Origin of the sequence: Micromonospora sp. WMMD754 (assembly GCF_049315235.1) — a bacterium.
GTDB lineage: Bacteria > Actinomycetota > Actinomycetes > Mycobacteriales > Micromonosporaceae > Micromonospora > Micromonospora sediminicola.
This window is the reverse complement of record NZ_CP186058.1, coordinates 4,006,634-4,019,502: the sequence shown is the minus strand read 5'-3', so window position 1 is coordinate 4,019,502 and position 12,869 is coordinate 4,006,634. Positions and strand designations below refer to the sequence as shown.

Below are 12,869 nucleotides of genomic sequence, written 5' to 3'. Positions count from 1 at the left end.
TCAGGAACCCAGATACCGCAGGATCGCCAGCACCCGTCGGCTGTAGCCGGTGGCGTCGGAGAGGTCGAGCTTGTCGAAGATGGCGTTGACGTGCTTCTCCACCGCGCTCTGCGAGACGTGCAGCCGCTGGGCGACGGCGGCGTTGGTGTGGCCCTGCGCCATGTGGTGCAACACGTCGCGTTCTCGTGGGGTGAGACGGCTGAGCGGATCGGTGCGGCTCGTGCCCGACATGAGCTGCCGCACCACCTCCGGATCGAGCGCGGTGGCGCCGGCGGCGACCCGGTCGAGCGCGTCGAGGAAGTCCTCGACCTGGGCGACGCGGTCCTTCAGCACGTATCCGACGCCCTCGGAGCGGTCGGCGAGCAGCTGCGCGGCGTAGCGCTTCTCGACGTACTGGGACAGGACCAGCACCGCGACGGTGGGGAACTCGCGGCGGATCTCCAGCGCGGCCCGCAGCCCGTCGTCGCTGTTGGTGGGCGGCATCCGCACATCGGTGACCACCACCTCGGGACGGTGCCGCGCGACGGCGGCGACCAGGTGGTCGGCGTCGCCCACCGCGGCCACCACCTCGTGCCCCTCGTCGACCAACAACCGGGTGAGCCCGTCGCGGAGCAGCGTCGAGTCCTCGGCCAGGACTATTCGCACGGGAGCGTCACCCGGATCGTGGTCGGACCGCCCGGCGGGCTGGACACGTCGAGGTTGCCGTCGAGAGCCGCGGCCCGCCGGGCGAGGCCACGCAGCCCGCTGCCGGCGGGATCGGCCCCGCCCCGGCCGTCGTCACGGACCCACATGTCCACTCCTCCGTCCCCGGCCCTGATCTCGATGTCGATCACGGTAGCGCCGGCGTGCTTCGCCGCGTTGGTTATCGCCTCGCAGGCGATGAAGTAGAGCACGGCCTCGACCGGACGCGGCGGACGGTCGGGCAGTGCGTGGCTGATCCGCACCGGGATCGGGGTGCGCCGGGCCACCATGGTCAGCACCTCGTCCAGCGGGCTGTGGTCGAGCGCGGACGGGTAGACCTGCCAGGCCACCTCCCGCAGCTCGTCGAGGGCCCACTGCACGTCGGCGTGCGCCTGGTCCAGCAGGGCCCGCGCCCGGTCCGGGTCGCGGCTGCGCCGCGCGCGACCCAGGAGCATGCCGAGCGCGACGAGACGCTGCTGCACGCCGTCGTGCAGGTCCCGCTCGATCCGGCGGCGCTCCGCGTCGACCGCCGCCATGACGCCGGCCCGGCTCTCGGTCAGCTCGTCGATCCGGCGCCGCAGCGCGTCTTCGCCGTCGGGCTCCAGCATGCGGCGCGCGAGATGCCGGTCCAGCGCGCCGACGCTGGCGACCGCCTGGAGGTTCACCAGGAGCAGGCCCGCCCCGATCACGAGTTGCAGCAGCAGATCGGGCACGGCGACGCCGCCGGTCACGACGGCACGGAGGAGAATTGCCGCGAGCACCACGCCCACGGCCAGCACCCCGACGGTGAGCGCACCGAGCAGGCCCGGCACGACCCGTAGCGCGAGGTAGCCGACGGCCCGCCGGCCGGTGGCGCGCAGGGGGGCGGACGCCGGGCGGCTCGCGGCCCAGGCCAGCCGCCGCCGCTCCCACCGGGCGGCCACCGGGGCGTACCGGAGGACGGCGGCGAGGACGCGGCGGCGCAGCACCGGAGCCGGCACGGTGAGCGTCAGCAGCAGGCCGGCCGCGACCAGGATCGCCACCTCGACGGCGGCGGAGACGACACCGGCGGCGACGCCGATCACGGGCCGCGCCCACCGGCCGATCCGCACGCCTCCGGTCGGCGCCCCGGTCACCACCATCCGCCCCTCCCCGCCGGCCTGCCGGTGCCGCCGCTCACCGATCCTCCCCCAGGTGACCCCGGCTGCGGTACACGGTGCCGGATCGCACCGGCCGGTGCGGACCGCCACGCGGAGTCGGGTCACCGGCGACCTCCGCGGCGACCGGACGTCGCCGCTGCCGGAGCAGCCCGGCCACCACGAGCGCGCCGAGCACCAGCGCGCAGACGACGATGACGACGTTCTGGAACGCCCCCGCCCATTCCTCGACCACGTGCCAGTTGGCGCCGAGCTGGTAGCCGGCGAGCACGAACACGGTGTTCCAGACGAGGCTGCCGAGCGTGGTGTAGAGCAGGAACCTCCCGATCGGCATCCGTTCCACGCCGGCCGGAACGGAGATCAGGCTCCGGAAGATCGGGATCATGCGCCCGAAGAACACGGTCGCCGTGCCGTGCCGGGCGAACCACGCCTCGGTCCGGTCGAGGTCGCTGAGCTTGACCAGCGGGAGTCGCCGGACGATGGCACGTACCCGGTCCCGGCCGAGCACCACGCCGACCTGGTAGAGGACCACCGCGCCGACGACGGAGCCGAGCGTGGTCCAGGCGATCGCGGCGACCAGGCTCATCCGGCCCTGGCTGGCGGCGAAGCCGGCCAGCGGCAGGATCACCTCGCTCGGGATCGGCGGGAACAGGTTCTCCAGCGCCACCGCCAGCCCGGCGCCGGGAGCGCCGACGCGCTCGACCAGGTCGGCCGCGAATCCGGCCAGGCCGCCGGTGTCACCGGGCGTCGGCGCGGCGGCGGGGGTCGTGAGGTGCCATGAATCGATCATGTCCCGACGCTATGGCCGTGGCGGGGCGCGGACCATGAGGGTGAACGCATGCCTGAGCGGGTCGACCGGAGCGCGACCCTGGGGTTTTCCGCACCCCCGGTCAGGGTGCCTCGTCGCCGCGTTTCTCCTCCTGCGCCAGCACCGCGTCGCGGCGCTGCGGGTCGGTGCGCTCGGCCAGTGCGGCGGCGAGGCGCGGGTCGGCGGAGAGCCGCTCCCGGTTGCGGTGCAGGAACGTGTCGAACCCGGCGGTGTACGGGCAGGCGTCGTCGCCGAGCGCCGCTGTCGGCTCGTACCGGCAGCCGCCGCAGTAGTCGCTGATCCGGTCGACGTGCGTGCCGTCGAACGCCCACGGATGGGTGTCGATGCGGGCCAGGTCGGCGTACTGGCTCATGCCGATGACGGTGGCGTTCATGACCCAGTCGGCGCCGTCGACGAAGCTACGCTGGAACCAGTCGGCCAGGTCGGCGGGGCGCCAGCCGCGGTGCAGGCCGTAGTTGCCGAGCACGGTCAGCCGCGCGGTCCCGGGCGCCCAACCGGTGTCGCGTACGCCGGCCAGCACGTCGGCCAGGCAGCGCGCCTCCACCGCGTCGGCGTCGAGGCGGTCGAACCAGTCCGGCAGCGGCCGGGTGGCGGCGAGCCAGCCGACGCCGCGGAAGCGCGGCGCGAAGTACCAGTAGAGCTGCCACAGGAACTCGCGCCACCCGAACAGGCCACGGACGAACCGGTGCACCGCCGCGGGCGGCGCCGTGCCGTCCCGGCCGGCGCGCTCGGCGGCGCGGATCGCCGGCTCCGGGTCGAGCAGCCCGAGGTTGAACGAGGACGACAGCACGCTGGACGCGAGCCGGCCGTCGCCGTCGACGAGCAGGCCGTCGGTGTCGGCGTACCAGGGCAGCCGGTGGTCGAGGAAGTGCGTGAGCCGGGCCCGCGCCTCGGCGTGCGTGGCCGGGTGGCGGCGCGGCGCGTCCCGGCCGACGAACCGGATCCCCTCCGCCTCCCACCGGTCCAGGTCGCGGCGGACCTGCGCGTCGATGTCGTCCTCGACGATCGCCGGCGGTGCCGGCACGTCGGTCGGTGGCCGCCGGCGGGGCCGGCGCGCCGGGGCCGGCAGGTCGCGCAGCAGGTCGTGGCGGTCCAGCGCGTACCGGTAGAAGTCGGCCATCCGCAGCTGGCCGCGCCGCCGGTCGGCCCAGGCCGCGAAGTCGGCGCGGTCGGTGACGAATCCGCGCGGCGGCAGCACGGTCAACCCGTCGACGGTACGGGCGAACGCCAGCGCCGCCCGCGACGCCGGGTGCACCACCTCGACCGGCTCGCCCAGCCCGGCGAGCGCCTCGCGGAACGTGTCCGCGCGTACCAGCCGGGCCCGGTCGCCGAGTTCGGCGGCGCGGTGTCGCAGCGCGGACAGGATCAGGTGCGCCTTCTGCCGGTGCAGTCGCCGGTGGGCGAACAGCGACCGGGTCTCCACCAGCAGGACGCGTTGCGCGTCGTCGTCGAGGAAGTGGGGACCCACCTGGTCCGCCAGGAGCCAGCGCCAGCGTGACATGTCCGGGAGATGCCCCTTTCGGACTCGACGAATCGTGCGGACGGAATCGCGGGTCAGTCGCCCCGGACCGGCGGGCGGCGGTGGTCGGTCAACCGCAGGCCGACGCCGCGTACCGCGACGACGGTGACCCCGGTGCCCAACCCGTCGAGCTTGCGGCGCAGCCGCTTGACCAGGGACTGCACGTCGGCCCGGCGCTGCGTCGCCGCGTCGTGCCAGACCGCGCGGTGCAGCTCGGCGTAGCTCCACACCCGCACCGGCTCGGCGGTCAGGCAGGTCAGCAGGTCCCGCTCCAGCCGGGTGAGCGCGACCTCCCGGTCACCCCACCGGGCGGTGGACCGGGCGGCGTCGATCACCAACGCGCGGTCGGGCGAGGGCTCCCGGATGTCGGGCGGGGGCCCCGCCACATCCGAGAGCGCCAACGGGGGACCCCGCCGGACACCCTCACCGGGATTGATCAACTCGCGCAGCTCGTCCAGGTCGGCGACGATGAGCAACGGCGCGACGCCGTCCAGCAGCTCGGTGAGCCGCAACCGTTCCGCCGGTGACGGCGTGACGCCGATGACCAGCGAGAAGGGACGCTCCGCCGCGTCGGTGCCGGCGGTCGTCGCGCTCGTGTCGTCAGTCGTCACCGCACCCCACCGTGACAGTCACTGTCAACCGGTCCGCGATCAGGGGGCCTGTTGGTGACAAGTTGCTCACGTACGGTCATTGATCGTCCTTCGGTGTCGATCATAGTGTCCATTCAGGTGGCCGGCGTAGACCCGCACGGCGCCTAGGGGGCCTGGGGGGTTCGTCTCAAACCGGAGTGACCAGTCGGGAGCGCAGCTCCTGGCCCTTCTGTCATGGCTCGAACATCCGCGGGTCATCGGAGGAGGAGGCAGCACCGATGCTGAGACGTCCACACCGAAGGGGCCTGGCCCGGCGGCTGGTGAGCGCGGGGGCCGCCCTGGTGCTCGCCGCGACCGCACTGGCCGCCACCGGCACCGGAGCACAGGCGCAGGCCGGTACGGGCGCCGGCGCCACGGCCGGCGACAAGATCCGCCCCGAACTCACCCGGCAGCTCCAGGGCAAGAGCGAGGGCGACTTCTGGATCCACTTCTCCGCCCGGGCCGACCTGGGCAAGGCCACCGCGCTCAAGGACTGGAACCAGCGCGGCGCCGCCGTCGCGGCGGCGCTGCGCAAGACCGCCGCCGACAGCCAGGGGAAGATCCGCGCCGAGCTGGACCGCTCCGGCACGAAGTACCAGACGTTCTGGGCGACCAACGCCATCAAGGTCACCGGCGGCTCGCTGACCATGGCGCAGAACTTCGCCGCCCACGCCGAGGTGGACGGCATCTACGCCCCGGTCGAGTACAAGCTGCCCGAGACCACCCCGGGCACCGACGAGAAGGCGCCGAACGCCCTGGAGTGGGGCATCGCCAACATCAACGCCGACGACGTCTGGTCCCAGTACGGCGTCAAGGGCGCCGGCATCACCGTGGCCAGCATCGACAGCGGGGTCCAGTTCGACCACCCGGCGCTGGTCAACTCCTACCGGGGCAACAACGGTGACGGCACCTTCGACCACGACTACAACTGGTTCGACGCGGCCGGCGAGTGCGCCACCGCGCCGTGCGACTCCGACGGCCACGGCACGCACACCATGGGCACCATGGCCGGCGCGGACGGCGCGAACCAGATCGGCGTCGCCCCCGAGGTCAAGTGGATCGCCGCGAACGGCTGCTGCCCGACCGACGCCGCGCTGATCTCCTCCGGGCAGTGGATGCTGGAGCCCACCGACCTCAGCGGCCAGAACCCGGACGCCAGCAAGCGGCCGAACATCATCAACAACTCGTGGGGCACCACGGCGCCGTCCAACGAGCCGTTCATGGAGGACGTCACCGACGCCTGGACCGCCTCCGGCATCTTCGGCGTCTGGTCCAACGGCAACAACGGCCCGTCCTGCCAGACCAGCGGCTCGCCGGGCAGCCTGGCCAGCAACTACTCGGCCGGGGCGTACGACATCAACAACAACATCGCCAGCTTCTCGTCCCGGGGCACCGGGCAGAACGGCGAGATCAAGCCGAACATCTCGGCCCCCGGCGTGAACGTCCGCTCCAGCGTGCCGACCAACTCGTACGCCAGCATCAGCGGCACCTCGATGGCGGCGCCGCACCTGGCCGGCGCGATCGCGCTGCTCTGGTCGGCGGCGCCCACCCTGGTCGGTGACGTCGCGGCGACGCGCGCCCTGCTCAACGACACGGCAACCGACAAGGCCGACACCCAGTGCGGCGGCACCGCGGACGACAACAACGTCTACGGCGAGGGTCGGCTGGACGCGCTCGCGCTCATCGCCGCCGCCCCGATCGGGGACAACGGCACGCTGGCCGGCACGGTCACCGACGCGGCCACCGGCGCCGCGATCGCCAGCGCGACGGTCACCCTGACCGGCGCGGCGGACCGCACGCTGACCACGGGCGCCGACGGCACCTACTCCTCGCTGCTGCCGGCCGGCGACTACCAGGTGGTCGTCTCCGCGTTCGGCTACGCGAGCCGCACCCTCTCCGCGACCGTCACCAAGAACACGACCACCACGCTCGACGTGGCGCTGAGCGCGGTGCCGAGCGTCACGATCGGCGGGCAGGTCACCGACGGGTCCGGCCACGGCTGGCCGCTCTACGCGAAGGTGAGCGTCGAGGGCACGCCGATCTCCGACTACACCACGCCCGCCACCGGCCGCTACAGCCTGACGCTGCCGTCCGGGTCGACCTACCGGCTCACCGTCGAGTCGCAGTACGCCGGCTACCTCACCGTCACCAAGGAGGTCACGGTCGGCACCGGCAACCTCACCGCCGACATCGAGGTGCCGGCGGACCCGGAGGCGTGCACCACGGCGCCCGGCTACACCGTCAGCTCCGACGGCGAGTACGAGACGTTCGACGGCACCGGCGTGCCGGACGGCTGGTCCGTGGTGGACAACGCCGGCACCGGCCAGGTCTGGGAGTTCAGCGACAGCGGTGAGCGCGGCAACCTGACCGGCGGCAGCGGCACCTTCGCCATCATCGACAGCGACAACTACGGCAGCGGCGGGCAGCAGGACACCTCGCTGGTCAGCCCGGTCGTCGACCTGACCGGGGTGAGCGCACCGGTGATCCGGTTCAACCAGGACTACAACTGGCTGAACAGCGACCGCGCGGACGTGGACCTGAGCCTCGACGGCGGCGCCACCTGGAGCAACGTGCTCCGGCAGGCGGCCGACGTGCGCGGCCCGAAGGTGACCGAGATAGCGATTCCGCAGGCGGCGAACCAGTCGCAGGTGCAGGTGCGCTTCCACTACTACAACGCCAGCTGGGAGTGGTGGTGGGAGGTCGACAACGTCCTGATCGGCAGCAAGCTCGTCTGCAAGCCGGTCGCCGGCGGCCTGGTGCTCGGCCACGTGCGCGACAAGAACGACAACGGCTACGTCAACGGGGCCACCGTGACCAGCAAGGACCGCCCGGCGGAGAAGGCCACCACGGTCGCCACCCCGGACGACACCGAGCTGCCGGACGGCTTCTACTGGATGTTCTCGTCGCTGACCGGCAAGCACCCGTTCACCGCCAGCGCCGGCAACTACGTCAGCCAGACCAAGCAGGTCACGGTCGAGGCGGACTGGGCCACCGCGGCGAACTTCCAGCTCGCCTCCGGCCGGCTGTCGGTGCAGCCGACCTCGCTGACCGGAACGGCCCGGATGCCGAGTGGGAAGGTCAGCAAGACGTTCACCGTGACCAACACCGGCGGGGCGCCGGTCGACGTCGAGTTCGGTGAGCGCGACGGCGGGTTCGTCCTGCAACGGGCCGACGGTTCCCGGCTGTCCGAGCAGGCGCTGCTCGGCTCGACCGGCGCGCCGGCGCAGCGGCTGACCGCCGCGACGTCGTTCGCCGCCCGCTCGTCCGGCAAGTCGTCCACGGGCGTGACCCCGGCGGCCGGCCCGCAGGCGGACCCGTGGACCGCCATCCCGGGTTACCCGGCGAACGTGATGGACAACCGGGTCGTCACCGTCGACGGCAAGGTCTACTCGATCGCCGGCGGCGACGGCACCACCTCCAGCGCGAAGAACTACCGGTACGACCCGGTCGCCCAGACCTGGTCCGCCATCGCCGACCTGCCGGGCGCGCGTAACGCGATGACGGTGGGCGTGATCGACGGCAAGATCATCGCCACCGGCGGCTGGGGCGCCTCGGGCCCGGACGGCACCACCTGGTCGTACGACCCGGCGGCGAACACCTGGACCGCGGGGGCGAGCAACCCGGCGCCCCGGGCGGCGGCGGGTCAGGCGGTCGCGGGCGGCAAGCTGTACGCGATCGGCGGCTGCACCACGGCCAGCTGCCTGCCGATGTCCAACTCGGTGGTCCGCTACGACCCGGGCGCGAACACCTGGGAGACGTTGCCCGCCTACCCGAAGTCGGTGGCGTTCCTGTCCTGCGGCGGGATCGACGGCACCGTCTACTGCACCGGCGGCAACGACGGGACGGTGTCGCAGAAGGCCGGGTACGCGTTCGACCCGGGCGCCAACGCCTGGACCCCCATCCCGGACGCGCCGGCCGACAGCTGGGCCGCCTCGTACGCGGTGGCGAACGGCAAGCTCCTGGTCGTCGGCGGGTCGCAGGGCGGGGCCATCACCAACGCCGGCTTCGCGTTCGACCCGGCAACCGACTCGTGGGCCAACCTGCCCAACGCCAACGCGCCCCGCTACCGGGGTGGCGCGGCCTGCGGGTTCTACAAGGTCGGCGGCTCGTCGGGCGGCTTCACGGCCACCAAGGACAGCGAGGTCCTGCCCGGCTTCTCGGAGTGCGCCGAGGGTGCGGCCGACGTCAGCTGGCTGACCGTCGACAAGTCGAAGGTCACCCTGGCGCCCGGTGAGAAGGTCACCGTCACGGTCGGCATGACCGCGAACGTCGACCAGCCGGGCACCTACTCGGCGTCCGTGGTGATCAAGGAGAACACGCCGTACACGGTGCCGCCGGTGGCGGTCACCATGATCGCGCAGCCGCCGACCACCTGGGGCAAGCTGTCCGGGACGGTCTCCGGCAGGAGCTGCCAGGGCGCCACGGCGCCGCTGCCGGGCGCGACCGTCCAGGTCGACTCCTGGGCGAGCTCCTACACCTTCACGACCGACGCCGACGGCCGGTACGCCTACTGGATGGACCGGCGCAACAACCCGCTCACGCTGATCGTCGCCAAGGACGGCTGGAAGCCCCAGACGCGCCAGACGAAGATCAGCTCCGCCACGCCCACCGTGGAGGACTTCACCCTCTCCCCCACCCGCTGCTGACCCCAGCGGCGAGCCGATCGGCCCGCCCGGTGCCCCGCACCGGGCGGGCCGCTCCACCTCCACCCACCCCGTTCACCCCTCGCCGCGCCCCGACCGGCGACCCGGCGCCCCGGCGCCCCGGCGACCCGGCGACCCGGCGACCCGGCGACCCGGCGATCATGGAGTTGTGGCACCTAAAAAGGCGCGCAAATCCGTGCGAATCAGGTGCCACAAGTCCAAGATCGACGGAACGAGCCGGCGCGACACGGCACGCGGGCGCCCGGCGGGCGGTGCACGGGGGCGCCGCGCCAGGGGTCAGGACGGGGTGAGGCGGAAGCCGACACCCCGGACGGCGTGGATCGTCGCGGGGGAGCCCAGGCGGCCGAGCTTGTGCCGGATGCGGCGGACCACGGAGTGCATGTCGGAGCCCCGGCCGAGGTGGTCGTTGCCCCACACCGCCCGGTGCAGCCGGGCGTACGTCCAGACCTGGCCGGGGGTCCCGGCGAGACAGACGAACAGGTCGTGCTCCAGCGGCGTCAGCCCGACCTCCCGCTCCCGCCAGCGCAACACCCGCCGGTCGGAGTCGACGGCCAGTTCCAGCCCCGGCGTCGCTGCGGCGGGCTCGGCGTCCCCGGCCGGGGCGAGCGACGCCGGCGGCCGGCGGACCAGATCGAGGAATCGGCGCGCCTGGTTGGCGCTGGAGACGATCAGGAACGATTCGGTGCCGCCGAGCAGTTGGGCGAGCTGCCGGCGCTCGGCCGACGAGGACGCGATGCCGATGACCAAGGACGGTATCCCTGTCATCCGTTCCCACCTTTCCGGCAGGCCGTGGCGCAGCGCCGAGCAATTACCCGCGCCCATTCCGGCGCCGGCGATCGGGCCGTTCACCGGGCGCGGCGGCTGCGGGGGCGCCGGGCGCGGCGAACGACGTGAGGCGTGCTGGAGCTGCGGTTTCGTGAGGCTTCGGGGTGAGCTACCGGGGATCATATAGCCGTGCACCGATGATTGGTATAGCAGTTAACGTCGATGTAACTGCGGTCGGCAAGATGACCGGGAGAAATTGCGTCACCCGCCTGCCGGGGAGCCGACGGGGCGGGTACCGATGAGAACCGGGCCGCCCCCCGGTCCAATCCGCGTGACCACGCTCCTGCTCGTCCTGGCCGGCGGCACGCTGACCCGCGCGGACGTGGCCGTCCGTTGTGCCGAGCTGGCCGAGGCGCTGCGGGGCCGGGGCGGCGGCGTGGTGGTCTGCGACGTCTCCGGCGTGACCCGGCCGGACCTGGTCACGGTCGAGGCGTTGGCGCGGCTGGGCCTGACCGCCCGCCGGTTCGGGTGGCGGCTGGAGGTCCGGGGCGCGAACGTCGACCTATGCGACCTGGCCGGCCTGCTCGGGCTGGCCGGCGCCCTCCTCGAGCCGGGCCGGCAGGCCGAAGAGCGGGAACAGGCGGTCGGTGTCGAGGAAGTGGTTGAGCGACGTGATCCGGCCGCCGGAGAGCCCCAACACGATCAGCGACCAGGGCACGTGCCCTGAGTCGGGGTCGCGCCGGTACTGCCCGAACGCCGGCATGCCGTTGGCCGCCACCGGCACCAGGCGGGAGCCGCGGCAACCGCTGCCCGTACCGGTCATCCAGGCCGTGATGTCGTCGGGACCGCGCAGCCACAGCGGCACCGGCGGCATCGACAGGGTCGCGTCCTCGTGCAGCAGCGCGGTGAGCGCCGTCAGGTCGTACGCCTCGAACGCACGCACGTAGCGGGCCAGCAGCGCCTGCTGCTCCTCGTCGAGGGGGCGGCGCGCCTCGGCGCCGGTGTCGGCGGACGCGATGGTGGCCCGGGCCCGCTGCAGGGCGCTGTTGACGCTCGCCACCGAGGTGTCGAGCAGCTCCGCGACCTCCTGGGCCGACCAGGCCAGCACCTCGCGCAGGATGAGCACGGCGCGCTGCTTCGGCGGCAGGTGCTGCAACGCCGCGACGAACGCCAGGCGGACCGACTCCCGCCCGGCGACCACCTCGGCCGGGTCGCCGGCGGAGGGCAGGACCCGGTCGTCCGGCACCGGGCCGAGCCAGATCTGCTCCGGTCGTGGCTCGCCGGGGTGGGTCGCCGTGCCGCTGCCGGCAGGGCCGAGGTCCATCGGCCGGACCCGGCGCTGCGCGCTGGCGGTCATGTTCAGGCAGACGTTCGTCGCGATCCGGTACAGCCAGGTCCGCAGCGCGGACCGCCCCTCGAACCGGTCGAAGTTGCGCCAGGCCCGGACAAAGGTGTCCTGCACCGCGTCCTCGGCCTCGAAGGCCGAGCCCAGCATCCGGTAGCAGTAGCCGGTCAGCTCCGGCCGGTACGCCTCGAGTTGCGTCTCGACAGGGACGCTCGCCACGTCGCTCACCCCGCCGAAACTAGCCCACATGCTGCGCGAACGCGAACACCCGAAGATCCGGGGCGTGGGCACCGATGAGTCCGCCCGTCCCGGCCGGTCCACAGTTCGTCAGCACGGAACACACGAGGAGCGCGAGATGAGCACGACGCAGCACAGCGCCGAGACCACCGCCCCGGGGCGGTACGCCGACGTCAACGGCGTCCACCTCTACTACGAGACGCACGGGTCGGGCCGCCCGATGATCCTCCTGCACGGCGGCCTGATGTCGGGCGAGCTGTTCGCGCCGATCCTGCCCACGTTGACCGCCACGCACCAGGTGATCCTGGTCGACCTGCAGGGCCACGGCCGCACCGCCGACGTCGACCGGCCGCTCGACATGGCGCTGATGGCCGACGACATCGCCGCGCTCATCGACCACCTCGGGCTGGACCGGCCCGACCTGGTCGGCTTCTCCCTCGGCGGCGGCGTCGCCATGCACGTGGCCTTCCGGCACCCGGAGAAGGTGGGCCGGCTGGTCTCCGCGTCGGCGCACATCCGGCGTGACGCCGTCCACCCGGAGCTGCTGGCGCAGCAGGGTCAGGTCACCGGCGCGGCGGCCGAGTTCATGAAGGACACCCCGATGTACGAGCTGTACCAGCGGGTCGCGCCGCGCCCGGAGGACTTCCCCCGGCTGCTCGACAAGATCGGCGAGGCGATGGCGCAGGACTTCGACCTCACCGAGCAGGTACGCGGCCTCCGGGTGCCGACGCTGATCGTCGCCGCCGACGCCGACATGGCCCCGCCGAGCCACTACGTCGAGGTGTTCAAGCTGCTCGACGGCGGCCTGCGGGACGGCGGCTGGACCGGCGAGGGCCGCCCGGCGGGCGGGCACGCGCTGGCGATCCTGCCCGGCCTGACCCACTACGACATCGACCAGTCTCCGCTGTTCGCCGCCGTCACCCTGGCCTTCCTCGACCAGCCCCGCTGACCGTGAGCACCCCGGGTTGCCACGGGTCGGCCGCGCCGCCGTCGTGCCCTTCCGACCGCTCCGTCGATCATGGAGTTGTGGCACCGCGCGAAGACCGCGAAGAGGGCATCCGAGA

General features: G+C 73.1%; 9 protein-coding genes and 1 pseudogene. 3 read left to right on the top strand and 7 right to left on the bottom strand.

Going from position 1 to position 12,869, the window contains the following annotated elements:
- The 5 genes from ACN27B_RS19610 to ACN27B_RS19590 all read right to left on the bottom strand — a co-directional run bounded on the left by ACN27B_RS19610 (position 1) and on the right by ACN27B_RS19590 (position 4,776).
- Positions 1-645 (bottom strand): response regulator, encoded by a 645-nt coding sequence (locus tag ACN27B_RS19610; protein ID WP_098745571.1) that lies wholly within the window; start codon positions 643-645, stop codon positions 1-3.
- Positions 636-1,802: a histidine kinase gene (locus ACN27B_RS19605; RefSeq protein WP_422741202.1), complete on the bottom strand. Its 1,167-nt coding sequence runs from the start codon at positions 1,800-1,802 to the stop codon at positions 636-638. Before ACN27B_RS19605 ends, ACN27B_RS19610 begins: the two co-directional genes overlap by 10 nt.
- A gap of 34 nt (positions 1,803-1,836) precedes the next feature.
- Positions 1,837-2,607 (bottom strand): DedA family protein, encoded by a 771-nt coding sequence (locus ACN27B_RS19600; RefSeq protein WP_422741201.1) that lies wholly within the window; start codon positions 2,605-2,607, stop codon positions 1,837-1,839.
- 100 nt (positions 2,608-2,707) lie between these two features.
- The gene (locus ACN27B_RS19595) at positions 2,708-4,147 is read right to left on the bottom strand and encodes a cryptochrome/photolyase family protein (RefSeq protein ID WP_422741200.1); all 1,440 of its coding nucleotides are present in this window, start codon (positions 4,145-4,147) and stop codon (positions 2,708-2,710) included.
- Between the two features lie 53 nt (positions 4,148-4,200).
- Complete coding sequence (locus ACN27B_RS19590; protein ID WP_422741199.1) at positions 4,201-4,776, bottom strand: winged helix-turn-helix domain-containing protein; 576 nt, start codon at positions 4,774-4,776, stop codon at positions 4,201-4,203.
- Positions 4,777-5,033: 257 nt separating this feature from the next.
- Between ACN27B_RS19590 and ACN27B_RS19585 the strand changes: the two genes are divergently transcribed.
- Entirely contained in the window at positions 5,034-9,440 is a 4,407-nt protein-coding gene (locus ACN27B_RS19585; protein WP_422741198.1) for a S8 family serine peptidase, read from the top strand.
- Positions 9,441-9,734: 294 nt separating this feature from the next.
- Here ACN27B_RS19585 and ACN27B_RS19580 read toward each other — a convergent pair whose 3' ends face one another.
- The gene (locus ACN27B_RS19580; protein WP_422741197.1) at positions 9,735-10,223 is read right to left on the bottom strand and encodes a winged helix-turn-helix domain-containing protein; all 489 of its coding nucleotides are present in this window, start codon (positions 10,221-10,223) and stop codon (positions 9,735-9,737) included.
- A 298-nt stretch (positions 10,224-10,521) separates the two neighbouring features.
- Between ACN27B_RS19580 and ACN27B_RS19575 the strand changes: the two are divergent.
- Positions 10,522-10,755, top strand: a pseudogene (locus ACN27B_RS19575) (hypothetical protein); the annotation flags it as partial.
- A 30-nt stretch (positions 10,756-10,785) separates the two neighbouring features.
- Here ACN27B_RS19575 and ACN27B_RS19570 read toward each other — a convergent pair.
- Entirely contained in the window at positions 10,786-11,817 is a 1,032-nt protein-coding gene (locus ACN27B_RS19570) for a sigma-70 family RNA polymerase sigma factor (RefSeq protein ID WP_091578811.1), read from the bottom strand.
- 106 nt (positions 11,818-11,923) lie between these two features.
- Here ACN27B_RS19570 and ACN27B_RS19565 point away from each other — a divergent pair, with 106 nt between their 5' ends.
- On the top strand, positions 11,924-12,754 hold the full coding sequence (locus tag ACN27B_RS19565) for an alpha/beta fold hydrolase (protein WP_422741196.1): 831 nt from the start codon (positions 11,924-11,926) through the stop codon (positions 12,752-12,754).
- The last annotated feature ends 115 nt before the right edge of the window (positions 12,755-12,869 follow it).

Bases quoted from the DNA above. Each gene is read 5' to 3' on its own strand.
- ACN27B_RS19605 (WP_422741202.1), bottom strand. From the start codon at position 1,802: ATGGTGGTGACCGGGGCGCCGACCGGAGGCGTGCGGATCGGCCGGTGG.
- ACN27B_RS19600 (WP_422741201.1), bottom strand. From the start codon at position 2,607: ATGATCGATTCATGGCACCTCACGACCCCCGCCGCCGCGCCGACGCCC.
- ACN27B_RS19595 (WP_422741200.1), bottom strand. From the start codon at position 4,147: ATGTCACGCTGGCGCTGGCTCCTGGCGGACCAGGTGGGTCCCCACTTC.
- ACN27B_RS19585 (WP_422741198.1), top strand. From the start codon at position 5,034: ATGCTGAGACGTCCACACCGAAGGGGCCTGGCCCGGCGGCTGGTGAGC.
- ACN27B_RS19580 (WP_422741197.1), bottom strand. From the start codon at position 10,223: ATGACAGGGATACCGTCCTTGGTCATCGGCATCGCGTCCTCGTCGGCC.
- ACN27B_RS19570 (WP_091578811.1), bottom strand. From the start codon at position 11,817: ATGTGGGCTAGTTTCGGCGGGGTGAGCGACGTGGCGAGCGTCCCTGTC.
- ACN27B_RS19565 (WP_422741196.1), top strand. From the start codon at position 11,924: ATGAGCACGACGCAGCACAGCGCCGAGACCACCGCCCCGGGGCGGTAC.